Below are 23989 nucleotides of genomic sequence, written 5' to 3'. Positions count from 1 at the left end.
CCCGACAGCGTTCGAGGGTTTCATGGGCGGCAGGTCTCCTGGCTCGTGGATCAGCGCTGGTCGCCTCCTTCCCCATGAAAACATGAGTGGATCTTGGCGGCAGCTTCCCACTTACAGTCGCGGGGGCGGCTTCGGATTTGGCCCTTCCGGGCGGCACCGAATTCCCTATTAAGCCATGCCCGTTTGCGGCGGGCGGTGGCACCGTGCCTTTGTGCGTAGCAGAAAAACCGGGGCGCGCAAAAGGATTTTGTCGCAGCGCGGCAGATTTTACGGGAGCGTCAGGGACAGCGCGATCCAGCCGAGGGTCGCCGCCACCATCTGCGCCGCGCCGAGAACGTCGCCGGTCTGCCCGCCAAGGCGGCGGTGCGCAAGGCGGGCGATGAGGGCCGCGCCGAGGGTCATGGCGGCGAGGGCGGCAAGCCCGGCGAGGCAGAGGAAAAGGGCGAGCAGGACGGTGAGGATCGCGCCGGGCAGGGCGGTTTTCAGGTTCTGCCCGCCGCGCGCGTTTTGCCCCAAACCCTCCGCACGGGCGGGCGGCATGAGGGTGAGCAGCCCCAGCATCGAAAGGCGACTGCCCGCGCCGATGAGCAGGAAAGCGGTGAGCGGGATACTGCCCGAAAAACTCGCCAAGGCACTGATTTGCAACGCCACGGCGAAGAGCAGCGCCAGCACGCCGTAGCTGCCGATCCGGCTGTCGCGCATGATCTCCAACACATGCGCCCGGTCGCGCCCGCCGCCGATCCCGTCGGCGAAATCGGCGAGCCCATCATGATGGAGTGCGCCCGTCGCCAGCGTCGTTGCGCCGAGTGCGACGCTGCTGGCGAGAAGCGGGGTGGCCCCGAGGCAGGTCAGCAACAGATGCACGCCCCAGCCGATCGCCCCGGTGATCAAACCGACCAGCGGAAAGGCCCAAAGGGCGGCGGAGAGCGGCGGCGCGGCGCCGTTGAACGATCCGCAGGGCAGGCGGGTCAGAAACATCACCGCAAGGCGCAGCTCGTCCAGCCACCTCATCCGCCCGAGACCCCGGCCTCGGCGAAGGTCGCCATGCCGTTGTGACAGGCCAGCGCCCCCTTGACGATCATCAGCGCCAGCGCCGCGCCGGAGCCCTCGCCAAGCGCCATGTCGAGCGAGAGGATCGGCGTTTTGTCCATCGCCTCGCAGAGGCGGCGATGGCCCGGTTCGGCGCTGACATGGCCGATCACGCAATGGGCCAGCAGCGCCGGGTCCGTCCCATAGAGCGGTGCGGTCGCGGCGGTGCAGATGAACCCGTCGAGGATCACCGGCACCCGCGCGGCCCGTGCTGCCAGCACCGCGCCGCAAATCGCCGCCTGCTCGCGCCCGCCAAGCGCCGCGAGTTTTTGAGCCGGGGAAAGGTCCGCATGACGCGCCGCGCCTTCCGCCACCACCCGCGCTTTGAGCCGCAAGCCCGCCGCGTCCGAGCCGGTGCCTCGCCCGACCCAATCCTCCGCCGCGCCGCCGAAAATCCCATGGGCGAGGGCGGCGGCGACGGTCGAATTGCCGATCCCCATCTCGCCAAGGATCAGCACATCCGCCTCCGGGTCCACCGCAGCCGCGCCGCGTGTCATGGCCTCGATGCACTCGGTTTCGCTCATGGCCGGACCCCCCGTAAAATCCGCCGTCGGACGGTCCAGATCCAGCGCCACCACCGAGAGCGCCGCCCCGGCTTCCCGGCAAAGCTGGTTAATCGCTGCGCCACCCGCCTCGAAATTCGCGACCATCTGCGCCGTGACCTCCTGCGGAAACGGGTTCACCCCTTGCGCGCAAATCCCGTGATTTCCTGCAAAGACAAGGGCTTGCGCGGTGTCGATCCGGGGCTGCGCCGTCCCGCGCCAGCCCGCCATAAACGCCGCCAAATCCTCCAGCCGCCCGAGCGATCCCGGCGGTTTCGTCAGCGTATTTTGCCGCGCCTTGGCCGCTTCCGCCGCCGCCTCATCAAAGCGCGGCAGCGTCTCCGCCAGCCCCGCCACATCCGCCAAATTTTGCACCAAATCCGTCATTTCACCTTCACCGGATAGCCCGCGACACTCAGCCAAACCGCGTCGCAGACCCGCGCCACGCGCTGATTCATCAGACCCGCCGCATCGCGAAACTCGCGGGCCAGTTTGTTCTCGGGCACGATCCCGGCGCCGACCTCATTGGTCACGAAAATCACCGGCGCGGTCTGGTCGGGCAGGGCGCGGATCAGCGCCTCCGTCTCCGCCTCCCAATCCGCGCCGCCAAGCATCAGGTTCGTCAGCCACAGCGTGAGGCAATCGACCAGCCGGGGCGCGCCATCGCTTGCTTCCAACGCGCCAACAATGTCCATCGGCGCGGTCACCGTCTCCCATTCCGGCCCGCGCCGCGCCCGGTGCCGCGCGATCCGCGCCGCCATCTCGCCGTCATGCGCCTCGGCGGTCGCGATATAGATCGCACGCGGCCCCAAATCGAGCGTCATGCGCTCCGCAAGCGTGCTTTTGCCCGAGCGCGCGCCGCCGGTAATGAGGATCGACTTTCCCATAAACTCGTGACAAAGCAGAAATCTGCGAAGGAAGGAAGCCGAAATGCGCGCGATCGAGACAGGCGAGCTGGTGCTGATCCGTCACGCCCCGGCCGATCATGGCGGGCGGCTCTGCGGGCGCACCGACGTGCCGGCGCTGCTCCCTGCGGCGGCGGATCTGGCGCACTTGCGCGCGGCTCTCGCGGGCGCGGCGGTGGTCGCCAGCCCGGCGCTCAGGTGCCAGCAAACGGCGGCGGCGCTCTGTCCGGGGGCCGAGATTACGACCGACACGCGGCTTTGGGAGCAGGATTTCGGCTCCGAAGATGGCTTGCCCTTCAACGCCTTACCCGATCTCGGCCCGCTGCCGCGCCCCGATCTCGCCGCCCGCCGTCCGCAAGGCGGCGAGAGCTTTCTCGACATGTGCGCCCGCGTCACGCCGGTCCTGAATGACCTCGGCGCCGCCGCCCACAACCGGCCCGTCGCCGTCATCGCCCATGCCGGCACCGCCCGCGCCGCCCTCGGCCTCGCGCTTGGCGATGCGGCGCAGGGACTCGCTTTCACCATCGCCCCGCTGTCCCTCACGCGCCTGCGCCGGGACGGGGCGGACTGGACGATCCTTTCCGTCAACGAGACCCTCTGATGGCATCGGTGGCAGGGCATTTCGGCGAATGGCTGCAAGGGCGGCTCGGCCCGGAAGGTCCGCTGGCGCTGGTCACGGTGGCCTGCCCGGCGCTCTCGGTGCGGGCGGATTTCACCGCCGGAGAGCGGTTCGACATCACGCAAACCCCGCAGATCCTGCCACAAGATCAGGCGCTTGCCTTCCTCGCTGCCATCCACGCCGCACGTGGGCATTACACCCTCACCGCCGACATGCCGCCGGGTGGCGGGGCCGGGGCCTCCACCGCCGCGCTGCTGGCTCTGGCCGAAGCAGGCGGCGTGGCCCCCGCAACCGTCACCGCCGTTTGCCTTGCCGCCGAAGGCGCAAGCGATCCGCTGATGTTGCCCGCTCCCGATGCGGTCCTCTGGGCACCCCGCGAAGGCCGCGTTCTGGCCGACCTCGCACCACTCCCGCAAGCCGAAATCATCGGCGGATTCTGGGGCCCGCCCACACCAACGGACCCGGCGGATCAGGTGTTTCCAGATGTCTCTGACCTCGCAGCGCAGATCAAGAATCCCGTGCCTCTCCAAACCCTTGCAGAGATCGCCTCAAGCTCCGCCACCCGCACCACAGCGCTCCGCGGCCCCGCCAAGGACCCGACCGCCAGCCTCGCCCAATCCCTCGGCGCGCTCGGCTGGCTGCGCGCCCATACCGGCTCGGCCCGCGGGCTGATCTTCGCCCCCGGAGCCGCCCCCGCTGACGCCCAAGAGACCTTGCGCGCCGCCGGATTTGCCGCGACCCTGCGCTTTTTCACCGGAGGCCGCCCGTGACATTTGCCGCCATGATGCTGATCGCCTGCCTGATCGACGCCGCCCTCGGCTGGCCGCCCGCGCTGCACCGCCGGATCGGCCACCCGGTCACATGGCTCGGCGCGCTGATCTCCGGGCTGGAACGGCGGGTCAATCGCGGTTTGCCTGCCCTCCGCTTCGGGTGCGGGCTGGCGGTCACGCTGCTGACCATCGCCGCCGCCATGCTCCCGGCGCTTCTCCTCCAAACCCTTCTGCCGCAAGCGCTTTTCGGAATCCTCCTCGGCGGTCTCCTCGCCTGGCCGCTCATCGCGCTGCGCAGCCTTCACACCCATGTCGCCGCCGTCGCGCCGCCGCTCGCGGCGGGCGATCTGGCGGGCGCGCAGCGGGCCGTGTCGCAAATCGTCGGCCGCGATCCCTCCACGCTCGACGAGGACGGCGTCGCCCGCGCGGCCCTTGAAAGCCTTGCGGAAAACGCCTCCGACGGGGTGGTCGCGCCGGTGTTCTGGGGCTGTCTCTTCGGCCTGCCGGGGATCGCGGCCTATAAGGCGATCAACACGCTCGACTCGATGATCGGCCACCGCAATGACCGCTACGCCGATTTCGGCAAGGCGGCGGCGCGGATCGACGATGCGGCGAATCTGATCCCGGCGCGGCTCACGGGTCTGGGCTTTGCGCTCGCCGGAAAAACGCCGCGCACGGCCCTGCGCGGCATGTGGCAGGACGCGCCGCGCCACCGCTCGCCCAATGCGGGCTGGCCCGAGGCGGCCATGGCCTACGCCCTCGGCCTGCGGCTCTCCGGCCCCCGCGTCTACGGCAGCAAAATCGCGACCGAGCCGTGGCTGAACCCCGAAGCGCCGGACCCTGACGCGAACGGCATCCGCGCCGGTCTCGCCCTTTACCGGCGGACCATGATCGGTTTCGGCGCGCTCCTCGCGGCGCTGGCGGTGCTGGCATGAGCGGGCGCGATCATGGCCGTGATCATGGGGGTGATCTCGACCGGGCGCGGGCGCTTTTTGGCGGCGCGGATTGGCTCGATCTTTCCACCGGCATCAACCCCGTGCCCTATCCGCTGCCCGCTCTGCCGTCCGAGGCGTGGACCCGGCTCCCCCATGCCGCCGACCTCGCGGCGCTGGAAGACACCGCCCGCGCCGCCTACCAAACCGATGCGGCGATCACCCCACTCGCGGGCGCACAAGCGGCGATCCAACTCGTCCCGCGCCTCATGCCGCCGGGCCGCGCGCTCGTTCTGGGGCCGACCTATAACGAACACGCCGCCGCGCTCCGGGCGCAAGGCTGGACGGTCGAGGAGGTGGACAGTCTCGACGCCTTCTGCGCGGGCGCGGATCTCGCCGTGGTGGTCAATCCCAACAACCCCACCGGCGCGGCTTATCCCTCTGAAAAGCTGCGGGAAATCCGCCAACATCTCGGACTCCTCATCGTCGATGAAAGCTTCGCCGACCCCTTGCCGAACCTTTCCCTCGCACCCCATTTAAGCGAGTCAGACAACATGATCGTCCTCCGCTCCTTCGGCAAATTCTACGGCCTCGCCGGGCTGCGCCTCGGCTTCGCGCTGTCGGGCGAGGGCATGGCGACCCGGCTCCGCGCGCTCGCGGGTCCATGGGCCGTCAGCGGCCCCGCCATCGCCATCGGCCGCGCCGCCCTGGCGGATCGCGCGTGGCAACAGGCAACCACCGCACGGCTCCAAACGGACACTGCCCGACTTGACGGGTTGGCCGCAAAGGCAGGCTGGACCCTCACCGGCGGCACCCCGCTCTTCCGCACCTACGCCACGCCAAACGCCGACGATGCACAGAAAAAACTCGCCAAAGCGCAGATATGGTCGCGGATTTTCCCCTACTCAAAAACTTGGATCCGCCTCGGCCTTCCGGGCAGCGAAACGAGTTGGGCGCGGCTCGCCGTCGCCCTTCGCGGCTAACGCGCAGCCACGCAGGACCCGCTCGCCAAGGCGCATATCTGGTCGCCAATTTTCCCCTGTTCAAAAAATGGAGTCGCCTCGGCCAGCCGGGCAGCGAAATCGGCTGGGAACGTCTCGTCGCTCTGAGCACTTAACACGCCGTCACGCAGGACCGGCTCGTCGAAGCGCACATCTATTCGCGGATTTTCCCTAGTCACAAAGCTGGATTTGCCTTGGCCTGCCGCGGAGCAGCACCGGCTCGCCGCGGCTCTGACCGGTTAACGCCGCCGATGCGCACCGCCGACTCGCAAAAGCGCAAACCTGATCTCAGATTTTCCCTTACTCGGAATACGAGATTTGCCATCTCCCAAACTCTAACGCGCCGCTGCCAACAGCCCGTCCACATCGAGATGCGCGTTGAGATGGTCCGCCAGCGCGTCCAGTGCGGCCTCGACAGCGGCATCGTAGCGCCCTTCGGAGGCCACGCCGAACCCTGCCAGCCACGCTTTGCGGAACCCGTCATCGCGGAACATGCCGTGCAGGTAACTGCCCTCAACCCGCCCGTCGCGGCTGACCGCGCCCTCGGGCTGCCCGCCGACCGTCGCGAAGGGCCGCGTCCGGTCCGCGCCGGTCGTCTCGCCCATGTGGATCTCATAGCCGGTGAAACCCGCGCCCGTGGCCGCATGGACCGCCGCAACTTCGCCGAGACGTTTGGCGCGGGTGATGGTGGTGTCCACGTCCAAAAGCCCCAGCCCCGGATCGGTGCCGGGCATCCCCTCGATCCCGTCCGGGTCCGCCACGGTCGCGCCAAGCATCTGATATCCGCCGCAAATCCCCAAAATATGCCCGCCGCGCCGGTGATGGGCGATGAGGTCTGTCTCCCAGCCTTGGGCGCGCAGAAATGCGAGATCCGCGCGCGTCGCCTTGCTGCCGGGGAGGATCACCAGATCCGCATCGCCGGGGAGCGCGCGGCCCGGCCCTAGCATGGTCAGCCGCACGCCCGGCTCCTGCGCCAGCGGGTCAAGATCGTCGAAATTGGCGATTCGCGAGAGCGCGAGGCAGACGATGTGAAACCCGCGCTCGCGCACCGGCGCGGCCAGATCGAGCGCATCCTCGGCGGGCAGTTTCCACGCCTCGCGAAACCACGGCAGCACGCCGAAACCGCGCCAGCCGGTGCGGGTTTCGATCATCCGATACCCATCCTCAAAGAGCGCCGGATCGCCCCGGAACTTGTTGATGAGAAACCCCGAAACCATCGCCGCATCGTCCGGGTCCATCACCGCCTGCGTGCCGACCATCTGGGCAATCACGCCGCCCCGATCAATATCGCCCGCAAGGATCACCGGCACATCGGCGGCCCGCGCAAAGCCCATATTGGCGATGTCGGCGGCGCGCAAATTCACCTCCGCCGGACTGCCCGCGCCCTCGACGATCACCAGATCATGCGTCGCGCGAAGCCGCTGAAAACTCTCCAGAACTTTGCCGAGAAGCTGCGGCTTTAGCGCCGCATAATCGGCGGCCCGCGTGCTGGTCAGCCGCTGCCCCTGCACGATCACCTGCGCGCCCGTATCGGTTTCGGGCTTCAGCAAAACCGGGTTCATGTCGCTATGCAGCGGCACCCCCGCTGCCAGCGCCTGAAGCGCCTGCGCCCGCCCGATCTCGCCGCCATCGACGGTCACGGCGGCATTGTTCGACATATTCTGCGGCTTGAACGGCGCGACCGAGAGCCCCCGCCGTACCGCCGCCCGGCACAGTCCCGCCACCAGCATGGACTTCCCGACATTCGAGCCGGTCCCCTGGATCATCAGCGCGCGGCTCATGCGCTGCGCCATCTGAAAACGAGGATCAGGAGAGCGATAAGCAGGAGGGCGATTTCGCTCAGAAAAGTCCAATGAAACAGAAAAGACATGACCCAGTTGTCATGGGTTGCGGGGATGGTGACCAGCGTGGTTGTCGCCTCCGAAAGCGGCCAACGCCACGCGATGGCGCCGGCGATGCTGTCGAGCACCATATGAAGCAGGCCGCCGATGCCAAGGCCGATCAGCAGATGGCGTTTGAAGAGCAGGCCGATCATCCCGACCAGCAGCCAGAGAACAGGCCGATGGGTCAGATATTCGTGATGATGCACCGCGCCCTGATCGACAAAATGGAACCACAGCATGTCGATATCCGGCAGGACGCTTCCCGCCAACAGGCCATAAAACAGGCTGCGCGCGCCAAGCCTCGCCGCCGCCGTGGCGGTGATATAGCCGACGGGCAGATGCGCGATCAGCATTAAAACTCCACACCCTTCTGCGCCTTCACCCCATCCCGGAACGGATGCTTGATCAGGCTCATTTCCGTCACCAGATCCGCCGCCTCGATCAGCTCCGGTTTGGCGTTGCGGCCCGTCAGGCACACATGGGTCATGGGCGGTTTCTGGGTCAGCAGGAAGTCAACCACCTCGTCAATGTCGAGGTAATCGTAACGCAGCGCGATGTTGATTTCGTCCAAGAGAACAAACTGCACTTCGGGGTCGAGAATCTGCGCCTTGGCAATCCGCCAGCCATTTTCCGCCGCCGCAATGTCGCGCTCGCGGTCCTGCGTCTCCCAGGTAAACCCTTCACCGGAGACGAAAAACCGGCAGGCGTCGCCGAAATTCTCCTCCAGAAACGCGCGCTCGCCGGTGGCCCAATTGCCCTTGATGAACTGCACCACGGCGCAGGGCATCCCGTGGGCGATACAGCGCATGATCATGCCAAAGCCGGAGGAGGATTTGCCCTTGCCCGCGCCGGTATGGACCATGATCAGACCTTTTTCCTCGGTCTTGCTTTCCATGATCTTGTCCCGCGCGGCCTTGATTTTACGCATTTTCTCGGCGTGGCGGGCGTTGAGAGTGTCGCTCATGGGGCGGTCCTTCGGCTTGACAGGGGGCAGCAATGGGCGCACTAAATCATTCCGCTGGTGCCTGTGTAAACAGGTGAAAAGGGAATGTGCAGGCCGCGTGCCGAGCACAGCCGCCCCCGCGACCGTGACCGGAAAACGGGCGTCCACCAAGCCACTGGCCATTGGCCGGGAAGGCAGGACGACCACGGGCCAAGTGCCTGATTCCGCAAGCCGGGAGACCTGCCAGCATCGCCGATTGTGCAACCGGACGGGGTGTTCCGGTGTCGGGACATTGCGAACGCATGACCCGCCATCAGACCCTTTGTCCCCATATTGGGGCCGAGGAATGAAAGATACGGGTCAAAACGACCTCGACGATGTGGAGCTGCTCGTCTGCGTGAAATGCAGAGGCGGAGCGGAATCTTTAGAGGATGCGCGCCGTCCGGGGCGGCGTCTTTACGATGATCTCGCCGCGCAGGACTGGCCCGAAGGGGTGCGCGTCCGGGCCGTCGAATGTCTCTCCAATTGCGATCACGGATGCACGGCGGCGCTACGCGGCGAGGGCCGCTGGTCCTATGTTTATGGCCGTCTTGATGCCGCCAGCGCCGAGATGCTGCTGAGTGGCGCGGCGCAATATCGCGAGGCCGCTGATGGCCTCATCCCGTGGCGCGCCCGGCCCGAGCATTTCAAACGCAACTGCATCGCGCGCATCCCGCCTGCGGTGTTTACCGATCCCCTCAACGATCCCTTGAAGGACTCCGAATAAATGGCTGATTTGTCGAAACTTCCCGTCACCGTCGTCACCGGCTTTCTCGGCTCCGGCAAGACCACGCTGATCCGCGAACTCATGCAAAATCCCGGCGGCAAGCGTCTCGCCGTGGTGGTCAATGAGTTCGGCGATGTGGGCGTCGATGGCGAGATCCTGAAATCCTGTGCCATCCCCGATTGCCCGGCGGAGAACATCATGGAACTGGCGAATGGCTGCATCTGCTGCACCGTCGCCGATGATTTCATCCCGACCATTGAGGCGCTGATGGCACTCGACCCGCGCCCCGATCATATTCTCATTGAAACCAGCGGCTTGGCGCTCCCGAAACCGCTGTTGAAAGCGTTTGACTGGCCGGATATCCGTTCGAAAATCACCGTGGACGGGGTGATCGCGCTGGCGGATGCCGAAGCCGTGGCGGCGGGCCGGTTTGCCCCCAATGTCGCCGCGGTGGACGCGCAGCGCGCCGCCGATGACAGTCTCGACCATGAAACGCCGCTTTCCGAGGTGTTCGAGGACCAGATTTCCTGCGCCGACATTATTTTGCTGACCAAACCGGATCTTGCCGGGCCGGAGGGCGTCGCCAAGGCGAAAGAAATCATCGCCGCCGAGGCGCCGCGCCCGCTCCCGGTGATCGAGGTCGCCGAAGGCAAGGTTGATCCGCGCATCATTCTGGGGCTGGAGGCCGCCGCCGAGGACGATATGGACGCGCGCCCCAGCCATCACGACGCCCCCCATGACCACGACCATGACGATTTCGAAAGCATCGTGGTGGAGATCCCCGAACAGGCGGACCCGGCGGCGCTCGTCCGGGCGATCGAGGGGCTGGCGAACAGCCACAATATCCTGCGGGTGAAGGGTTATGCGGCGGTCCGGGGCAAGCCGATGCGGCTCCTCGTCCAAGCCGTCGGCGCGCGGGTGCGTCATCAATATGACCGCCCGTGGAAAGCGGAGGAAGCCCGCGCCGGGCGGCTCGTCGTGATCGCCGAACATGACGATATCCAGCCCGCCGCGATCCGGGCGGCGCTTGGCGCCGAAGCGGTGGCCGCCGAGTAAGCCCATGCATGTCATCTTCCGCGAAAGTCACGGCCTCGACGAGACCGACACGCCCACCGATCTGGGGCAAAGCCCCGCCGATCTGGTGGTCCTGTCGTTTTCGGACAGTGATCTCGGCGCCTTCGCGGAAGGCTGGCACCGCAGCTGCGAGGCCGGGCAGGGCGGTTTGCCCACGCTCCGCCTCGCCAATCTCGCGGCGCTGAAACACCCGCTCTCGGTTGATACCTATGTCGAGCAAACCCTTGAAGGGGCGAAAGGACTCCTGATCCGTCTCATCGGCGGTGTGCCGTATTGGGCCTATGGATTGCAGCAAGTCAAAGCGCTGGCGGACCGGCGCGGCCTCGCCCTCGCGGTGCTGCCCGCCGATGGCCGGGACGATGCGCGCCTCGACGCCTATTCGACCCTCCCGACCTCCACGCTCCGCCAACTGCAAACCCTTTGCGATGCGGGCGGTGCGGTCGCGGCGCAGGCGGCACTCGCGCAACTCGCCATGGCGGCGGGCCTTTATGCGGGGCCGGTCGCGGGGGCGAAATCCGTGCCCGATTACGGCGCTTGGTCGCCCGCGCGCGGCGTGATCGACCCGCCCGCGCCGGGACCCCGCCCGCGTATCCTGCTGACCTTCTACCGCGCCTATCTCGTCGCAGGCGACACCGCTCCGATTACGGCGCTTCTTCAAGGCTTTGCGGCGAAAGGCTACGACCCGCTGGCGCTCTTCGTGCCGTCCCTCAAAGCGCCCGAAGCGGCGGCGTGGCTGCGCGCCGAAATCGCCCGCCAGCGCCCGGCGGCCATCGTCAATGTCACCGCCTTTTCCGGCAAAGGCGAGACCGGCGCGTCCCCCCTCGACGCGGGCGAGGTGCCGGTGTTCCAGGCCGCCCTCGCGACCTCCACCCGCGCCGCATGGGCCGCCTCGGAGCGCGGCCTCTCGCCCGCCGATCTCGCCATGCATGTGGTCCTCCCCGAAGTCGATGGCCGCATCCTCGCCGGCGTCGCCTCCTTCAAAGACCCCGCGGCGCGGGATGCGGAGCTGCAATTCGCCCGCCAGATCCACCGCCCGGAGCCATCGCGCATCGCCGCCATCATCGACCGCATCCATGGCTGGCTGGCCCTCGCGTCCACGCCCCCGGCGGACCGCAAACCCGCGCTGATCCTCTCCACCTATCCCGGCAAAAATTGGCAAATGGGCCACGCGGTCGGCCTCGACGCGCCCGCCTCGGCCCGCGCCATCCTCGCCGATCTGCGGGCGGCGGGCTATCAGGTGGACGCCGCCCCCGAGGACCTCGCCAATCGCCTCACCGCCCGCGAGATCACATGGCCGCTGGCGGATTACCAAGCCGCCCTTGCCACCCTCCCGCAGCCGCTCCGCGACGCCCTCCACACCGCATGGGGCGACCCCGCAGCAGACACCGAAAACGGCAAGTTCCGCTTCGCCGCCCTCCGTCTCGGCAACGCCCTGATCGCCCTCCAACCCGAGCGCGGCACCCCCAAAACTCGCGGCGACGACTATCACGACCTCGCCCGCGTCCCGCGCCACGCCTATGTCGCCTTCTATCTCTGGCTACAGCGCGAGGCGGACGCGCTCATCCATATCGGTGCGCATGGCACGCTCGAATGGCTCCCCGGCAAATCCGTGGCGCTCTCGGAGCAGTGCTGGCCCGAAGCGCTGACCGGCCCGCTCCCGGTCATTTACCCCTTCATCGTCAACGATCCCGGCGAGGCCGCGCAGGCCAAACGCCGCATCGGGGCGGTCACGCTCGGCCATATCCCGCCCCCCTTGAAGGACAGCGGCACGCCCGAACGGCTCGCCCGCCTCGAAGCCCTGCTCGACGAGTTTTCCAACGCCGACGGGCTCGACCCGAAACGCCGCGACCGGCTCCAAACCGACATTAGAGACGAGGCGCAAGCCCTTGGGGTGGAGGACGATCTTGGCCTTGACCGCGCCAGTTGCCCCGCCGAGGCGATCACCCGGATCGACCGGTTCGTCTGCGATGTGAAGGAGAGCCAGTTCGGCGAGGGTCTGCATATCTGGGGCCGTCCGGCGGAGGCCCGCAGCTTCGCCACCCACGACTCCACCACCGCCGAACGCGCCAGCCTGCTGGATGCGCTGAACGGCAAACGCATCGCCGCTGGCCCCTCCGGCTCGCCCTATCGCGGGCGGCGCGACGTTCTGCCGACAGGCCGCAATCTCTTCACCACCGACCCGCGCGCCGTCCCGAGCCGCGCCGCCTATGCGCAAGGCACCAAACTCGCAGGCGAGCTGATCCGCCGCCATTTGCAGGAGGAAGGCGACTGGCCGCGCGGGCTGATCGTGGATCTCTGGGGCTCCGCCACCATGCGCACGGCTGGCGAGGAGTTCGCCATGGCCCTCGCGCTCCTCGGTGTCCGCCCGATCTGGGACGAAGGGTCCGAACGCGTCAGCGGCATCGAGGTCCTGCCCATTGCCGAACTCGACCGCCCCCGGATCGACGTGACCTTGCGCGTCTCCGGCCTTTTTCGTGACGTGTTCCCCACCCTGACGGCGCTCTTCGCCCAAGCCATCCGCGCGCTCGCCGCCCGCGACGAGGCGGCGGACTGGAACCCCTATGCGGGCCGCGCGGATCTCGCCCGCGTCTACGGCCCGCAGCCCGGCAGTTTCGGCCTCGGCATGACCGATTTTCTCGACGATTACAGCGAAGAGGGCCGCGCGGCGGCGGGTGAGGCATGGCTGGCGGCGTCCTCATGGGCGCTCGACGGCGATCAGGCGGCGCAGGACGGTGCGGGCCTCCGCGCCCGTGTGGCCGGGGCCGACAGCTTCATCCACCTGCAAGACCTGCCCGAAACCGACCTGCTGCTCGCCACCGATTACGCCGCCCATGAGGCCGGGTTCGCCGCCGCTCAGGCGCAAACCGGGGGCAGGGCGGCGCTCTACCATCTCGACAATACGGACCCGTCCCGGCCGCGCGCCCGTTCGCTGACCGAAGAAATCGCCCGCGTCGTGCAAGCCCGCGCGGCGCATCCGGGCTGGATCAACGGCATGAAAACGCACGGTTTTCGCGGCGCGGCGGAGATCGCGGCGACGCTGGAGCATATGGCCGCCTTTGCCCATCTCGCCGGGGCCGTTGGGCCGCATCTGTTCGATCTTTACTATGACGCGACCCTTGGCGATCCCGCCACCGCCGCCTTCCTTGAGGACGCCAACCCCGAAGCCTACGCCGCCATGACCGCCCGTTTCGCGGCGCTCGATCAGGCCGGTCTCTGGCGCACCCGGCGCAACGCGATCCGCGCGGCGATGGAGGCGGGGGCATGAGCGTGGCAGAGGTCAAAGGCTGGTGTCCCGGCGCGCATCGCCCGATGCTCGCGGCGGATGGTCTGGTGGTCCGGGTGCGCCCGCGCAAGGGGCGGCTGACGGTGGATCAGGCGCTCGGCCTTTGCGATCTGTCGCTGCGCTACGGGCGGGGCGAGCTGGAGCTGACCCGCCGCGCCAATCTGCAAATCCGCGCCGTCCGCGAGCGCGCGCATGAACCGCTTCTGGCCGATCTCGACGCAATCGGCCTGCTCGACGGGGACCCGGCGCTGGAGACTCGCCGCAACATTCTCGTCGCGCCGGACTGGCAGGCGGGCGATCTCAATGACCGGCTCGCGGAGGCGCTTCATCACATCCTCCCGCACCTCCCCGAAATGCCTGCCAAAATCGGCTATGCGCTGGATGCGGGGGACCGTCCCATCCTGCAAGACGCCCCGGCGGATTTCCGGTTTGAGCAAAGCGATGCGGGCCTGATCCTCCGGGCCGACGGCGCGCCGCGTGGCCGCCCCGTGACCGAAGCCACCGCGATGACCGCGCTCACCGAAATGGCCACATGGTTCACTGCCCACCAAACCCCGGAGCGCCGCCGCTTGGCGCGGGTGCTGGAAACCCAAACCCTGCCGCCAGACTGGACCACCGCCGCGCCGCACCCCCCGGCAGCGCGTCCCGCACCCGGCCAGACCCCGCACGGCCCGCTCATCGGCGCGCCTTTCGGCCATCTCGGCGCCCGCGATCTGGCCAATGCGATCATGGACAGCGATGCCGAGGCCCTGCGGCTGACCCCGTGGCGGATGGTCCTGCTCGAAGGCGGCGAGATGCCGCTCCAGACGCCCTTCATCACCGCCCCCGGCTCGCCGCTTCTGGCGAGCGACGCCTGCACCGGCGCGCCCGGTTGCCCGCAAGCCACCGTCGCGACCCGCGCGCTGGCCCGCAAGCTGGCCGAACATACCGACCGGTCGGTCCATATTTCCGGCTGCGCCAAAAGCTGCGCCCGCCAAAGCCCGGCGGCGCTGACGCTCGTCGGGCGGGACGGGCGGTTCGACCTCATCGAAAACGGCCGCGCCAGCGATCCGCCGACCCGGCGCGGCCTCACCCCCACCCAAATCCTCACCGACATCCCGGAGCGCCCATGAGATACACATATGAGACCGATGGCGCCGCCATTTACCGCCAATCCTTTGCCACCATCCGCGCCGAGGCGGATCTCGCGCGGTTTACGCCGGAGGAAGAGCCGGTGGCGGTCCGCATGATCCACGCCGCCGGGATGGTCGATCTGGCGCAACATATTCGGTTTTCAGAGGATTTTGCGACCGCCGCCCGCACGGCGCTGGAGGGCGGCGCGCCGATCCTCTGCGATGCGCGAATGGTCTCCGAAGGCATCACCCGCACGCGGCTCCCGGCGGATAACGCCGTGATCTGCACCCTCCACAACGACAATATCCGCGAGCTGGCCGCGATGCTGAACACCACCCGTTCGGCGGCGGCGCTGGAGCTGTGGCGGCCCCATCTCGACGGCGCGGTGGTCGCCATCGGCAACGCCCCGACGGCGCTGTTCCACCTGCTCAACATGCTGGAAGATAAGGATTGTCCCCGCCCGGCGGCGATCATCGGCTGCCCGGTCGGCTTTGTCGGGGCGGTGGAATCGAAAGACGCGCTTTGGGCCGATCAGCCGGTGCCGTGCTGTATCGTGGAAGGGCGGCTCGGGGGCAGCGCCATCACGGTTGCCGCCGTCAACGCCCTCGCGAGCCGCACAGAATGAGCGGCGCGGCGCTTGGCACGATCTATGGGCTCGGTCTCGGCCCCGGCGATCCCGATCTGATGAGCGTCCGCGCGGACCGTCTGCTGCGCGGCGCGCGCCACGTCGCCTATTTTCGCAAGGCGGGCAATCCGGGGCAGGCGCGGCGGATCGTCGAGGGGGTGCTGCCCGAAACCGCCACCGAATTCGCCATGGAATACCCGGTGACGACCGAAATTCCCTTTACGGACCCGCGCTATAACAACCGCCTCGCCGCCTTTTACGCCGATTGCGCGGCGCATCTGCGCGCCTTGAGCGAAGCGGGCGAGGATGTGGTGGTGCTGGCCGAGGGGGACCCGTTTTTCTACGGCTCTTTCATGCACCTCTACACCCGCCTGTGCGATGTGGTGCCGATCGAGATCGTGCCCGCGATCACCGGCATGTCGGCGGCGTGGAGCGCCACGGGCCAGCCGATCACATGGGGCGATGATGTGCTGTCGGTTCTGATGGGCACGCTGCCGGAGGATGATCTCGCGGCGCATATGGAACGCGCGGACGCGCTCATTGTGATGAAGATTGGGCGGCATCTTGGCAAGGTTCGCCGGGCGCTGGAGCGGGCCGGGAAATATGAGGCGGCGTGGCTGGTGGAATATGCCGCCATGCCGGGCCAGACTGTGCAAAAACTGAGCGACCGGGAGGGGGCGAGCGTGCCTTATTTCTCCATCATCGTGGTGCATGGAGAGGGGCGGCGGCCATGAGCGGATCGCTGGTGATCGCCGGTCTCGGGCCGGGCGCGGAGGCCATGGTGACGCCCGAAGTCACCGCCGCGCTGGCGGGCGCAACCGATGTGGTCGGCTATATCCCATACGTCGCGCGGGTGGCCGCGCGGCCCGGTTTGACGCTGCACGCATCGGACAACCGCGTCGAGCTCGACCGCGCCCGTCACGCGCTCGAAATGGCGGCGGACGGTCGGCAGGTGGTGGTGGTCTCTTCCGGCGATCCGGGCGTCTTTGCGATGGCCTCGGCGGTGTTCGAAGCGGTGGAAGCCGGGCCGCAGGCATGGCGTGATCTGGCGATTTCGGTGCTGCCGGGCATTACGGCAATGCTTGCCGCCGCTGCCCGCGCCGGTGCGCCTCTGGGCCATGATTTCTGCGCGATTAACCTTAGTGATAACCTGAAGCCATGGGCTTTGATCGAAAAACGCCTCCGCCTCGCGGTCGAGGCGGATTTCGCCATGGGGTTCTATAATCCGCGCTCGAAATCCCGCCCTGAAGGTTTTGAAAAAACGCTGCAAATTCTGAAAGACGCCTGCGGCGACACCCGCCCCGTGATCTTCGCCCGGGCGGTCTCGACGCCCGAGGAATCGCTCCGCGTCGTGCCTTTGCCGGACTGCACCCCCGAGATGGCGGATATGCGCACCGTGGTCCTTGTCGGCTCGTCGACCACGCGGGTGATCCCCCGGAACGGAGCCCCCTACGTCTACACGCCGAGATTTGCCGAATGAGCGAGCCAGTCCATCACCGCATCGACGCTCGCGACGTCGCGCCGCGCCGGGAGCGCGGGCCGGTCGATCATCCAGACGGGCAGGCCAAGGCTGCGCGCTGCGGCCAGTTTCGCCGCCGCGCCGGTCCCGCCGGAATTTTTGCAGATGATGAGGTCGATCCGATGGTCCCGCATCAGCGCGAGATCGCCCGCCTCGGTGAAGGGGCCGCGATCCACGATCACATGATGATCGGGCAGGGGCGGCGGTGTCTCGGGCGGGTCCACGAGACGGAGCAGGTAGAAGTGATGCGGCGCGGCGGCGAAGGCGGGCAGGTTCTGCCGCCCGAGGGCCAGCATGATGCGAGTTTTGGGGCGATCAAGGGCCGCGAGCGTCGCGGGAATATCGGGCAAATGGGTCCAGTCATCGCCCGGCCCGGCGGTCCACGGCGCGCGGGTGAGGGCGATCAGCGGGACGCCGGTCTCTTCGCTCGCCGCCACCGCGTTGCGGCTCATCTGATCGGCAAAAGGATGTGTTGCGTCAATGAGATGTGTGATGGTGTTCAAGCGAAGATACGCCGCCAGCCCATCCGCCCCGCCAAAACCGCCGACCCGCAGCGGGAGCGCTTGCGGCTTGGGCCGCGCGACCCGTCCGGCGAGCGACAGCGTGGCGGTCAGCCCGGCTTCGGCAACGCGCGCGGCGAGGGCGCTGGCCTCCGCTGTGCCGCCCAGAATGAGAAGGTTCGGTGTGATGGCTGACGCTCCCTGGCTCACGATTGTCGGTCTCGGCGAAGATGGCCCGGATGGCCTGCCGCCTGCAAGCCGTGCTGCGCTGGAGGCCGCCGAAGTCGTGATGGGCGCGCCCCGGCATCTGGCTTTGTTGCCGGAGATCGCGGCGGAGGTGATCCCTTGGCCGGTGCCATTTGCGGAAGGTATCCCCTTGCTTCTCCAGCAAAAACCGCGCCGCGTGGTGATGCTCGCCTCGGGCGATCCGTTCTGGTTCGGGGCGGGGACGAGTGTGGCGAAACATCTCGCGCCCGGCGAATGGCGCGCGCTGCCCGGCGTCTCGACCTTCGCGCTCGCGGCGGCGGAACTCGGCTGGCCGCTGGAGACCACGCCCTGTTTCGGCCTCCACGCCGCGCCGCTCTCGCGGCTGAAACCGCATCTGGCACCGGGCGCGCGGGCGATTGTGCTCTTGCGCGACGGCGCGGCGGTGCGGGCGCTCGCGGATTACCTCACCGAAGAGGGCTTCGGCGCCTCTGCCCTCACCATCCTCGAATCCCTCGGCGGGCCGCGCCAGCGGGTGACGCGCGCGCAGGCGGACGCGCTGCCGCAAACCGATTTCGCCCACCCCGTCTGCGCGGCGGTGGAGATGGCGGGCGGCACGGCGCTGCCGCTCGCCTCGGGCCGACCCGACGCGGTGTTCGCCCATGATGGCCAGATCACCAAACGCCCGGTCCGCGCGCTGACCCTCTCGGCCCTCGCGCCGCGCCCGTTTGAGCATTTATGGGACATTGGCGGCGGGTCCGGCTCCATCGCGATTGAATGGCTGCTGGCCCATCCAACCCTCACCGCGACCAGCATCGAGGCGGACCCCGAGCGGGTGGCGCGGATCGCTGAAAACGCCGCGCGGCTTGGGGTGGATCGGCTGGCGGTCGTGACGGGCCGCGCGCCCGAGGCGCTGGCGGGTCTTGCGCCCCCGGATGCGGTGTTTATCGGCGGCGGGCTGAGTGCCAAGCTGCTGGAGACGCTGGAAAAAATCCTCGCCTCCGGCACGCGGATCGTCGCCAATGCCGTGACCTTGGAAAGCGAGGCGCTGCTGATCGGCGCGCAGGCCCGGCTTGGCGGCGATCTGCTGCGGATCGACCTCTCGACCCCCACGGAGATCGGCACCAAACGCGGCTGGAAGGCCAGCTTCCCGATCCTGCAATGGAGCGGCGTGCTATGATCGTGGCGGGGTTCGGATTTCGCGAGGCCGCGCGCGTGGAAAGCCTGCGGGATGCCTATGCGCTCGCAGGGCCCGCCGACGCGCTCGCCACAGCGGCGGACAAGGCGGAGACTCCGGCGTTTCGCGCCTTGGCGCAAAGCCTCGGCCTGCCGGTGATCGCCATCCCCAGCGATACCCTCACCCACGCTGCCACCCTGAGCCAATCCGCCGCATCGCAGCGCGCGCGCGGGACGGGCAGTGTGGCGGAAGCGGCGGCGCTGGCGGCGCTCAAGGGCGCGCGGCTTCTCGGCCCGCGCGTGATCTCAACCGACCGGCTGGCCACCTGCGCGCTGGCCGAAGGAGAGCCATAATGACGGTGCATTTCATTGGCGCGGGACCCGGCGCGCCGGACCTTCTCACTTTGCGCGGGCGCGACCTGATCGCGGCCTCTCCGGTCTGTCTTTACGCGGGCTCGCTGGTGCCGGAGGCGATCCTCGCCCATTGCCCCGACGGCGCGCGGATCGTGAACACCGCGCCGATGGATCTGGACGCGATTATCGTGGAGATTCAACGCGCGTATGAGGCGGGGCAGGACGTGGCGCGGCTCCATTCCGGCGATCTTTCGGTCTGGTCGGCCATGGGCGAGCAGATGCGGCGGATCAAGGCGCTCGGCATCCCGGTCACGGTCACGCCGGGGGTGCCGTCCTTCGCCGCCGCTGCTGCTGCGCTGGAAGTGGAACTGACCGCGCCCGGCCTTGCGCAATCGCTCGTCCTGACCCGCACTCCGGGCCGCGCCTCGTCCATGCCCGCGCGCGAAACACTCGCGAATTTTGCCGCCACGGGCGCGACGCTGGCGATTCACCTCTCGATCCAAAATCTCGATCAGGTGGTGGCGGATCTGACACCGTTTTATGGGGGCGACTGCCCGGTGGCGGTGGTCTACCGCGCGAGCTGGCCCGATCAGCGGATCGTGCAGAGTCGCCTGTCCGAGATCGCGGGCCAAGTGGACGGCATCGCCCGCACCGCGCTGATCCTTGTCGGGCCTGCGCTGGCCGGGGACGGGGGCGTCGAAAGCGCGCTTTACGCCGCCGATTACGACCGCCGCTACCGCCCGCAAAGCGCCGCAAGCCCTTGGGCGGGCTGGACGGACCAAGACGAAACAGAAACCCAGAGCAATGAAGGTGAGCATGGTTAAAGGTTTGTTGATTTCGGCGCCCTCCTCGGGGACGGGCAAGACCACGGTGATGCTGGGGCTCTTGCGGGCGCTGGCCGATGAGGGGCTGACGGTGCAGCCGTTCAAATCCGGCCCCGACTATATCGACCCCGCCTTTCACTTTGCTGCGGCGGGCCGCATGTCCTTCAATCTCGACACCTGGGCCATGGGCGATGCGCTGCTTAACGCCGTGGCGGGGCAGGCGGAGGGCGCGCATCTTTGCGTCGCGGAAGGCTCGATGGGGCTCTATGACGGGGTCGCCACCCATGGCCGGGCGGGGTTCGGGACCAGTGCCGAGACCGCGCTGCGCATGGGCTGGCCGGTGGTGCTGGTCGTCGATGTGAGCGGGCAGGCGCAATCGGCGGCGGCGACGGCGCTTGGCTTCCGGCTCTACAACGCCAATCTGCCCTTTGCGGGGGTGATCTTGAACCGCGTCGCCTCGCCCCGCCATGAGCGGTTGGCGCGGCTTGGCATGGAGCGGGCCGGGATCCGGGTCCTTGGCGCGCTGCCGCGGCGCGGCGATCTGACCCTGCCGGAGCGGCATCTGGGGCTTATTCAGGCGGTGGAGCATCCGGACTTGGAGACCGCCATCGCCGATTACGCCACCTTCCTGCGCGCCCATCTCGATTTGGAGCTGTTGCGAGAGATTGCGGCGGGCCATGATCTGCCCCCCAAAACCGCCCTCTGCAAACCGCCCGCGCAGCGGATCGCGCTGGCGCAGGATGCGGCGTTCTCCTTTACCTATCCGCATCTGCGCGAGGGCTGGCGGCAGGCGGGCGCGGAGATTTTGCCCTTCTCGCCGCTTGCCGATGAGGCGCCCGATCCTTCCGCCGATCTCGTCTGGCTGCCGGGCGGCTATCCCGAGCTGCACGCGGGCAAGCTCGCCGCCGCGTCGCAGTTCAAGGCCGGGCTGCGCAAACATGCGGAAACAAAGCCGGTTCATGGCGAATGCGGCGGCTATATGGCGCTTGGCACCGCGCTGATCGACAAGGATGGCGCGCGGCATGAGATGGCCGGGCTGCTCGGCCTCGTGACCAGCTATGAGGCGCGTAAATTCCATCTCGGCTATCGCCGCGCCATGCTCGATGCGCCGCTGCCGGGCCATGATCCGGGGGCGCATCTGCGCGGGCATGAGTTCCATTACTCGACCATTCTGGAGCAACCCGACGCGCCGCTCGCCCGTGTTTATGACGCCGATGGCGCGCCCGTGCCCGAAACCGGCTCGCATCGCGGCGCGGTCTCTGGCACATTCTTCCATCTGATTTCTGCGGAGGATGTATGAGCGGAGGGCGGCCATGAGCGGCTTTGTCAGTTTCGTCGGCTCGGGGCCGGGGGATCCCGAATTGCTCACGCTCAAAGCGGTGGACCGGCTCCAGCGCGCCGATGCGGTGCTGTTTGACGATCTCTCCGCCGGGCCGATCCTTGGCCATGCGCGGGACGGCGCGGATCTCGTCGGGGTGGGCAAACGGGCCGGGCGGCCCTCGCCGAAACAGGATCATGTGAGCCGTCTTCTGGTGGAGTATGCCCAAACCGGTCAGCGGGTGGTGCGGCTCAAATCCGGCGATGGCGGGCTCTTTGGGCGGCTGGAGGAAGAACTGGTTGCGCTCCGCGACGCCGGGATCGCCTATGAGATCATCCCCGGCCTGCCGTCTGCCATCGCGGCGGCGGCGAGCGCGGGCATTCCGCTGACCCGGCGGCTCACCGCGCGGCGGGTGCAATTCGTGACCGGCCATGATGCGAGCGGCGCGCTGCCCGAGGATATCGACCTCAAGGCGCTGGCCGATCCCGCCGCCTGCACGGTGGTCTTCATGGGCCAGCGCACCTTCCCCAAACTCGCCGCCAAGCTGATTGCGCAGGGCCTGCCGGAGACGACGCCCGCGCTGCTCGCCGAAGCGGTGTCGACCCCGGAGGAGCGCCTGACCCGATCCACGGTCGGCGCACTGGCGGAGGCGCTCGACGGCGGGGTCAGCGATAAACCCGCGCTCATCCTCTACGGCCCGCTTGCGGATCTCGGCGATGACTGAGATCTGGCTGATCGGCATCGGCACCGGCCATCCCGGCCATGTCACCCTTGAGGGTCAGGCGGCACTTCGCGAGGCGGCGGCGGTGCTGCTCCCGCAAAAAGGCACGGGCAAGGAGGATCTGGCGCATCTGCGGCGGGATATTCTGAAAGCGGCGGGCGCGGAGGCGAAGATCATCCCGTTTCCCATGCCCGAACGTGATGAAACCTTGCCCTACCAATCCCGCGTCGCCGCGTGGCATGACGAGATCGCGCGGCGCTGGCAGGCGGCGCTTGAGGGCGCGCCTGACGGCCCGGTGGCGCTGCTCGTCTGGGGCGATCCGGGGCTTTACGACAGCACGCTGCGCATCGCCGCGCGGCTCGATCCGGCCCCGAAACTCCGCGTCATCCCCGGCATCACCGCCCTGCAAGCGCTGACCGCCGCCCATGCGATTCCCTTCAACACGGTCGGCGGTGCGGTGACGGTGACGACGGGCCGCCGCTTGCGCGCGGAAGGCTGGCCGGAGGGGGCCGAGAGCGTCGCGGTCATGCTCGACGGGGAGGGGAGTTTCGAGACGCTCGATCCGGCGGGGGTCGACATCTGGTGGGGCGCGTTTCTCGGCATGCCCGAAGAAATCCTCGACCACGGCCCACTGGCGGAGGCCGGGCCGCGCATCGCCAAAACCCGCGCCGCAGCCCGCGCCGATCATGGCTGGATCATGGATTGCTACCTCTTGCGCCGCTCTTGACCCCGACACCGGCGGGTGCGAGACCGCGCAGAGAGCCAGCCCCAATCAGCCAGCCGCCACCAGCCAGCCCCCAACCCGAGAGACAGATGGCGCAGACCACCGCATTGCTGGACATCCCGTTTGACACGCTCGCCGCCTTCATCCACCGCGAGGCGGGCGCGAATATGCTGCCCGTGGCGGCGGGGGAGGCGCGCGTGACCATCGCGACCCTCATCGGTGAGATCGTGGCGACACCGGGGCGGCTGGAGATCACGGCAGAGGATCCGGATGATCTCCATGTGCTGCGGGAATTTATCTCCGAAAACCTCGTGGACCTGGCGGGCGACTTGCGCTGGAGCCATCTCGATGCGGGCCGCCCGCCGCCGAATTTGCACATCCTCACGGTCGCGTCCTGCCGCCGGATATGCCCCGCCTATCACCGGCTGCGCCTGACCGGCGATGTGACCCGCTATCGCAGCACCGCCTATCATGTGCGGCTCGTTCCGCCGGGCACGGGGGCGCAGCGCTGGCCGGTGGTCGCGGCGACGGGCAAAACGGTTTGGGCCGAGGGCAGCGCGCTCCCGCATCGGCCCGTCTACACGATCATCGCCGTCGGGGCGGACTGGATCGAGATCGACATTTTCATCCATGAGGGCGGGCGGAGCTGCACATGGGCGGCGGGCCTTTCGCCGGGCGATGAGGTGGGGCTGACCGGACCGGGCGGGTCGGGCGCGCCGGCGCATCCGAACTGGGCGCTTTTTGCCGATGAAACCGCGCTGCCTGCGGTGCTGCGGATGCTGGAGGAACGCCCGGACTCGACCGGCCGCGCGACGCTTCTGGTGCCAAGCGCGGCGAGCATCCGGGAGATTCGCCATCCGCAGATCACCATCGACTGGCGGGTGCGCGCGCGCGGGCACACCCTCCTTGACGCCCTTGAAGATCACCCGCCAAGCGCCTGGGATTACATCTTTTTTTGCGGCGAAAAGCATGAGGTGGCCGAGGCGCGGGCGCGGATGAAAGCCGCCGGGCATTCGCCGAAACAGCAGGCGCTCGCCGCCTATTGGACGGCTCCCGCGACGTCGCCCGCCAAGGGCGATTGACCGCATCGCCGCAATCGGGCGT

Annotated in this window: 25 protein-coding genes and 2 riboswitches; of the genes, 18 read left to right on the top strand and 7 right to left on the bottom strand. The window is 68.2% G+C overall.

The features are described 5' to 3' along the window. Nucleotides 1-13 precede the first annotated feature (13 nt). Nucleotides 14-221, bottom strand: a riboswitch (cobalamin riboswitch). Nucleotides 222-267: 46 nt separating this feature from the next. From cobS to cobU, 3 genes are read right to left on the bottom strand one after another with little or no spacing between them, the layout of a single operon-like run. After that, nucleotides 268-1011: an adenosylcobinamide-GDP ribazoletransferase gene (cobS, locus tag ACMA5I_RS13000; RefSeq protein WP_525886711.1), complete on the bottom strand. Its 744-nt coding sequence runs from the start codon at nt 1009-1011 to the stop codon at nt 268-270. Then, nucleotides 1008-2018, bottom strand: a complete 1011-nt coding sequence (cobT, locus tag ACMA5I_RS12995) for a nicotinate-nucleotide--dimethylbenzimidazole phosphoribosyltransferase (RefSeq protein ID WP_525886710.1) — start codon at nt 2016-2018, stop codon at nt 1008-1010. The genes cobS and cobT overlap by 4 nt, the downstream gene beginning before the upstream one ends. Continuing rightward, the gene (gene cobU, locus ACMA5I_RS12990) at nt 2015-2518 is read right to left on the bottom strand and encodes a bifunctional adenosylcobinamide kinase/adenosylcobinamide-phosphate guanylyltransferase (protein WP_525886709.1); all 504 of its coding nucleotides are present in this window, start codon (nt 2516-2518) and stop codon (nt 2015-2017) included. Before cobU ends, cobT begins: the two co-directional genes overlap by 4 nt. Nucleotides 2519-2561: 43 nt before the next feature. On the opposite strand from cobU, the gene ACMA5I_RS12985 reads away from it, so the two are divergent. The 4 genes from ACMA5I_RS12985 to cobD are packed head-to-tail and all read left to right on the top strand — an operon-like array spanning nt 2562 to nt 5840. Beyond that, on the top strand, nt 2562-3137 hold the full coding sequence (locus ACMA5I_RS12985) for a histidine phosphatase family protein (RefSeq protein WP_525886708.1): 576 nt from the start codon (nt 2562-2564) through the stop codon (nt 3135-3137). Continuing rightward, the gene (locus ACMA5I_RS12980; RefSeq protein WP_525886707.1) at nt 3137-3925 is read left to right on the top strand and encodes a propanediol utilization protein; all 789 of its coding nucleotides are present in this window, start codon (nt 3137-3139) and stop codon (nt 3923-3925) included. The genes ACMA5I_RS12985 and ACMA5I_RS12980 overlap by 1 nt, the downstream gene beginning before the upstream one ends. Further along, nucleotides 3922-4860 (top strand): adenosylcobinamide-phosphate synthase CbiB, encoded by a 939-nt coding sequence (gene cbiB, locus ACMA5I_RS12975; RefSeq protein ID WP_525886706.1) that lies wholly within the window; start codon nt 3922-3924, stop codon nt 4858-4860. Before ACMA5I_RS12980 ends, cbiB begins: the two co-directional genes overlap by 4 nt. Beyond that, entirely contained in the window at nt 4857-5840 is a 984-nt protein-coding gene (gene cobD, locus ACMA5I_RS12970; protein ID WP_525886705.1) for a threonine-phosphate decarboxylase CobD, read from the top strand. Before cbiB ends, cobD begins: the two co-directional genes overlap by 4 nt. 353 nt (nt 5841-6193) lie before the next feature. Here the strand turns inward: cobD and ACMA5I_RS12965 are convergent, their stop codons facing one another. Genes ACMA5I_RS12965 through cobO form a run of 3 tightly spaced genes read right to left on the bottom strand, consistent with a single transcriptional unit; the run spans nt 6194 to nt 8705 of the window. Next, nucleotides 6194-7639 carry a cobyric acid synthase gene (locus tag ACMA5I_RS12965; protein WP_525886704.1) on the bottom strand — a complete coding sequence of 482 codons (1446 nt, stop codon included), beginning with the start codon at nt 7637-7639 and terminating at the stop codon, nt 6194-6196. Next, on the bottom strand, nt 7636-8094 hold the full coding sequence (locus ACMA5I_RS12960; RefSeq protein ID WP_525886703.1) for a metal-dependent hydrolase: 459 nt from the start codon (nt 8092-8094) through the stop codon (nt 7636-7638). The genes ACMA5I_RS12965 and ACMA5I_RS12960 overlap by 4 nt, the downstream gene beginning before the upstream one ends. Next, on the bottom strand, nt 8094-8705 hold the full coding sequence (gene cobO, locus ACMA5I_RS12955; protein ID WP_525886702.1) for a cob(I)yrinic acid a,c-diamide adenosyltransferase: 612 nt from the start codon (nt 8703-8705) through the stop codon (nt 8094-8096). Before cobO ends, ACMA5I_RS12960 begins: the two co-directional genes overlap by 1 nt. Before the next feature lie 38 nt (nt 8706-8743). Then, nucleotides 8744-8946, top strand: a riboswitch (cobalamin riboswitch). Between the two features lie 84 nt (nt 8947-9030). Here cobO and ACMA5I_RS12950 point away from each other — a divergent pair. From ACMA5I_RS12950 to cobJ, 7 genes are read left to right on the top strand one after another with little or no spacing between them, the layout of a single operon-like run. Beyond that, a complete protein-coding gene (locus tag ACMA5I_RS12950) occupies nt 9031-9450 on the top strand; it encodes a DUF1636 family protein (RefSeq protein ID WP_525886701.1) in 420 nt (139 codons plus the stop codon). Then, nucleotides 9451-10506, top strand: a complete 1056-nt coding sequence (gene cobW / locus ACMA5I_RS12945) for a cobalamin biosynthesis protein CobW (protein ID WP_525886700.1) — start codon at nt 9451-9453, stop codon at nt 10504-10506. A gap of 4 nt (nt 10507-10510) precedes the next feature. Continuing rightward, nucleotides 10511-13789, top strand: a complete 3279-nt coding sequence (cobN, locus tag ACMA5I_RS12940; RefSeq protein WP_525886699.1) for a cobaltochelatase subunit CobN — start codon at nt 10511-10513, stop codon at nt 13787-13789. Then, the gene (locus ACMA5I_RS12935; RefSeq protein WP_525886698.1) at nt 13786-14919 is read left to right on the top strand and encodes a ferredoxin-like domain-containing protein; all 1134 of its coding nucleotides are present in this window, start codon (nt 13786-13788) and stop codon (nt 14917-14919) included. The genes cobN and ACMA5I_RS12935 overlap by 4 nt, the downstream gene beginning before the upstream one ends. Continuing rightward, nucleotides 14916-15545 (top strand): precorrin-8X methylmutase, encoded by a 630-nt coding sequence (locus ACMA5I_RS12930; RefSeq protein WP_525886697.1) that lies wholly within the window; start codon nt 14916-14918, stop codon nt 15543-15545. Before ACMA5I_RS12935 ends, ACMA5I_RS12930 begins: the two co-directional genes overlap by 4 nt. Beyond that, on the top strand, nt 15542-16279 hold the full coding sequence (gene cobI / locus ACMA5I_RS12925) for a precorrin-2 C(20)-methyltransferase (RefSeq protein ID WP_525886696.1): 738 nt from the start codon (nt 15542-15544) through the stop codon (nt 16277-16279). The genes ACMA5I_RS12930 and cobI overlap by 4 nt, the downstream gene beginning before the upstream one ends. Then, the gene (cobJ, locus tag ACMA5I_RS12920; RefSeq protein WP_525886695.1) at nt 16276-17025 is read left to right on the top strand and encodes a precorrin-3B C(17)-methyltransferase; all 750 of its coding nucleotides are present in this window, start codon (nt 16276-16278) and stop codon (nt 17023-17025) included. The genes cobI and cobJ overlap by 4 nt, the downstream gene beginning before the upstream one ends. Here the strand turns inward: cobJ and ACMA5I_RS12915 are convergent. Beyond that, nucleotides 17001-17753, bottom strand: a complete 753-nt coding sequence (locus ACMA5I_RS12915; protein ID WP_525886731.1) for a cobalt-precorrin-6A reductase — start codon at nt 17751-17753, stop codon at nt 17001-17003. The two genes, cobJ and ACMA5I_RS12915, sit on opposite strands and share 25 nt — an antisense overlap. Here ACMA5I_RS12915 and cbiE point away from each other — a divergent pair. The 7 genes from cbiE (at nt 17752) to ACMA5I_RS12880 (ending at nt 23967) form a co-directional block, all read left to right on the top strand. After that, nucleotides 17752-18948, top strand: coding sequence for a precorrin-6y C5,15-methyltransferase (decarboxylating) subunit CbiE (gene cbiE / locus ACMA5I_RS12910; protein WP_525886694.1), 1197 nt, complete (start codon nt 17752-17754; stop codon nt 18946-18948). The two genes, ACMA5I_RS12915 and cbiE, sit on opposite strands and share 2 nt — an antisense overlap. After that, nucleotides 18945-19298, top strand: a complete 354-nt coding sequence (locus tag ACMA5I_RS12905; RefSeq protein ID WP_525886730.1) for a cobalamin biosynthesis protein — start codon at nt 18945-18947, stop codon at nt 19296-19298. The genes cbiE and ACMA5I_RS12905 overlap by 4 nt, the downstream gene beginning before the upstream one ends. After that, the gene (gene cobM / locus ACMA5I_RS12900; RefSeq protein WP_525886693.1) at nt 19298-20122 is read left to right on the top strand and encodes a precorrin-4 C(11)-methyltransferase; all 825 of its coding nucleotides are present in this window, start codon (nt 19298-19300) and stop codon (nt 20120-20122) included. Before ACMA5I_RS12905 ends, cobM begins: the two co-directional genes overlap by 1 nt. Then, complete coding sequence (locus tag ACMA5I_RS12895; protein WP_525886692.1) at nt 20115-21422, top strand: cobyrinic acid a,c-diamide synthase CobB; 1308 nt, start codon at nt 20115-20117, stop codon at nt 21420-21422. The genes cobM and ACMA5I_RS12895 overlap by 8 nt, the downstream gene beginning before the upstream one ends. Nucleotides 21423-21435: 13 nt before the next feature. Next, complete coding sequence (gene cobA, locus ACMA5I_RS12890) at nt 21436-22164, top strand: uroporphyrinogen-III C-methyltransferase (protein WP_525886691.1); 729 nt, start codon at nt 21436-21438, stop codon at nt 22162-22164. Beyond that, entirely contained in the window at nt 22157-22888 is a 732-nt protein-coding gene (gene cobF, locus ACMA5I_RS12885) for a precorrin-6A synthase (deacetylating) (RefSeq protein ID WP_525886690.1), read from the top strand. The genes cobA and cobF overlap by 8 nt, the downstream gene beginning before the upstream one ends. A gap of 86 nt (nt 22889-22974) precedes the next feature. Then, complete coding sequence (locus tag ACMA5I_RS12880) at nt 22975-23967, top strand: siderophore-interacting protein (protein WP_525886689.1); 993 nt, start codon at nt 22975-22977, stop codon at nt 23965-23967. Nucleotides 23968-23989 lie beyond the last annotated feature (22 nt).

The organism is Jujubicoccus corallicola, from assembly GCF_047345645.1.
Taxonomy (GTDB): domain Bacteria; phylum Pseudomonadota; class Alphaproteobacteria; order Rhodobacterales; family Rhodobacteraceae; genus JBLEFH01.
This window is presented reverse-complemented; position numbering and strand designations above follow the sequence as displayed.

Excerpts from the sequence above, each read along its gene's own strand:
- cobI (WP_525886696.1), top strand. The coding sequence starts at position 15,542 with ATGAGCGGCGCGGCGCTTGGCACGATCTATGGGCTCGGTCTCGGCCCC.
- cobJ (WP_525886695.1), top strand. The coding sequence starts at position 16,276 with ATGAGCGGATCGCTGGTGATCGCCGGTCTCGGGCCGGGCGCGGAGGCC.
- cobO (WP_525886702.1), bottom strand. The coding sequence starts at position 8,705 with ATGAGCGACACTCTCAACGCCCGCCACGCCGAGAAAATGCGTAAAATC.
- cobU (WP_525886709.1), bottom strand. The coding sequence starts at position 2,518 with ATGGGAAAGTCGATCCTCATTACCGGCGGCGCGCGCTCGGGCAAAAGC.
- cobT (WP_525886710.1), bottom strand. The coding sequence starts at position 2,018 with ATGACGGATTTGGTGCAAAATTTGGCGGATGTGGCGGGGCTGGCGGAG.
- ACMA5I_RS12905 (WP_525886730.1), top strand. The coding sequence starts at position 18,945 with ATGATCGTGGCGGGGTTCGGATTTCGCGAGGCCGCGCGCGTGGAAAGC.
- cobD (WP_525886705.1), top strand. The coding sequence starts at position 4,857 with ATGAGCGGGCGCGATCATGGCCGTGATCATGGGGGTGATCTCGACCGG.
- ACMA5I_RS12935 (WP_525886698.1), top strand. The coding sequence starts at position 13,786 with ATGAGCGTGGCAGAGGTCAAAGGCTGGTGTCCCGGCGCGCATCGCCCG.
- cobW (WP_525886700.1), top strand. The coding sequence starts at position 9,451 with ATGGCTGATTTGTCGAAACTTCCCGTCACCGTCGTCACCGGCTTTCTC.
- ACMA5I_RS12980 (WP_525886707.1), top strand. The coding sequence starts at position 3,137 with ATGGCATCGGTGGCAGGGCATTTCGGCGAATGGCTGCAAGGGCGGCTC.
- ACMA5I_RS12985 (WP_525886708.1), top strand. The coding sequence starts at position 2,562 with ATGCGCGCGATCGAGACAGGCGAGCTGGTGCTGATCCGTCACGCCCCG.
- ACMA5I_RS12960 (WP_525886703.1), bottom strand. The coding sequence starts at position 8,094 with ATGCTGATCGCGCATCTGCCCGTCGGCTATATCACCGCCACGGCGGCG.
- cbiE (WP_525886694.1), top strand. The coding sequence starts at position 17,752 with ATGGCTGACGCTCCCTGGCTCACGATTGTCGGTCTCGGCGAAGATGGC.
- cobA (WP_525886691.1), top strand. The coding sequence starts at position 21,436 with ATGAGCGGCTTTGTCAGTTTCGTCGGCTCGGGGCCGGGGGATCCCGAA.
- cobF (WP_525886690.1), top strand. The coding sequence starts at position 22,157 with ATGACTGAGATCTGGCTGATCGGCATCGGCACCGGCCATCCCGGCCAT.
- ACMA5I_RS12930 (WP_525886697.1), top strand. The coding sequence starts at position 14,916 with ATGAGATACACATATGAGACCGATGGCGCCGCCATTTACCGCCAATCC.
- cobS (WP_525886711.1), bottom strand. The coding sequence starts at position 1,011 with ATGAGGTGGCTGGACGAGCTGCGCCTTGCGGTGATGTTTCTGACCCGC.
- ACMA5I_RS12895 (WP_525886692.1), top strand. The coding sequence starts at position 20,115 with ATGGTTAAAGGTTTGTTGATTTCGGCGCCCTCCTCGGGGACGGGCAAG.
- ACMA5I_RS12950 (WP_525886701.1), top strand. The coding sequence starts at position 9,031 with ATGAAAGATACGGGTCAAAACGACCTCGACGATGTGGAGCTGCTCGTC.
- cobM (WP_525886693.1), top strand. The coding sequence starts at position 19,298 with ATGACGGTGCATTTCATTGGCGCGGGACCCGGCGCGCCGGACCTTCTC.
- ACMA5I_RS12965 (WP_525886704.1), bottom strand. The coding sequence starts at position 7,639 with ATGAGCCGCGCGCTGATGATCCAGGGGACCGGCTCGAATGTCGGGAAG.
- ACMA5I_RS12880 (WP_525886689.1), top strand. The coding sequence starts at position 22,975 with ATGGCGCAGACCACCGCATTGCTGGACATCCCGTTTGACACGCTCGCC.
- cobN (WP_525886699.1), top strand. The coding sequence starts at position 10,511 with ATGCATGTCATCTTCCGCGAAAGTCACGGCCTCGACGAGACCGACACG.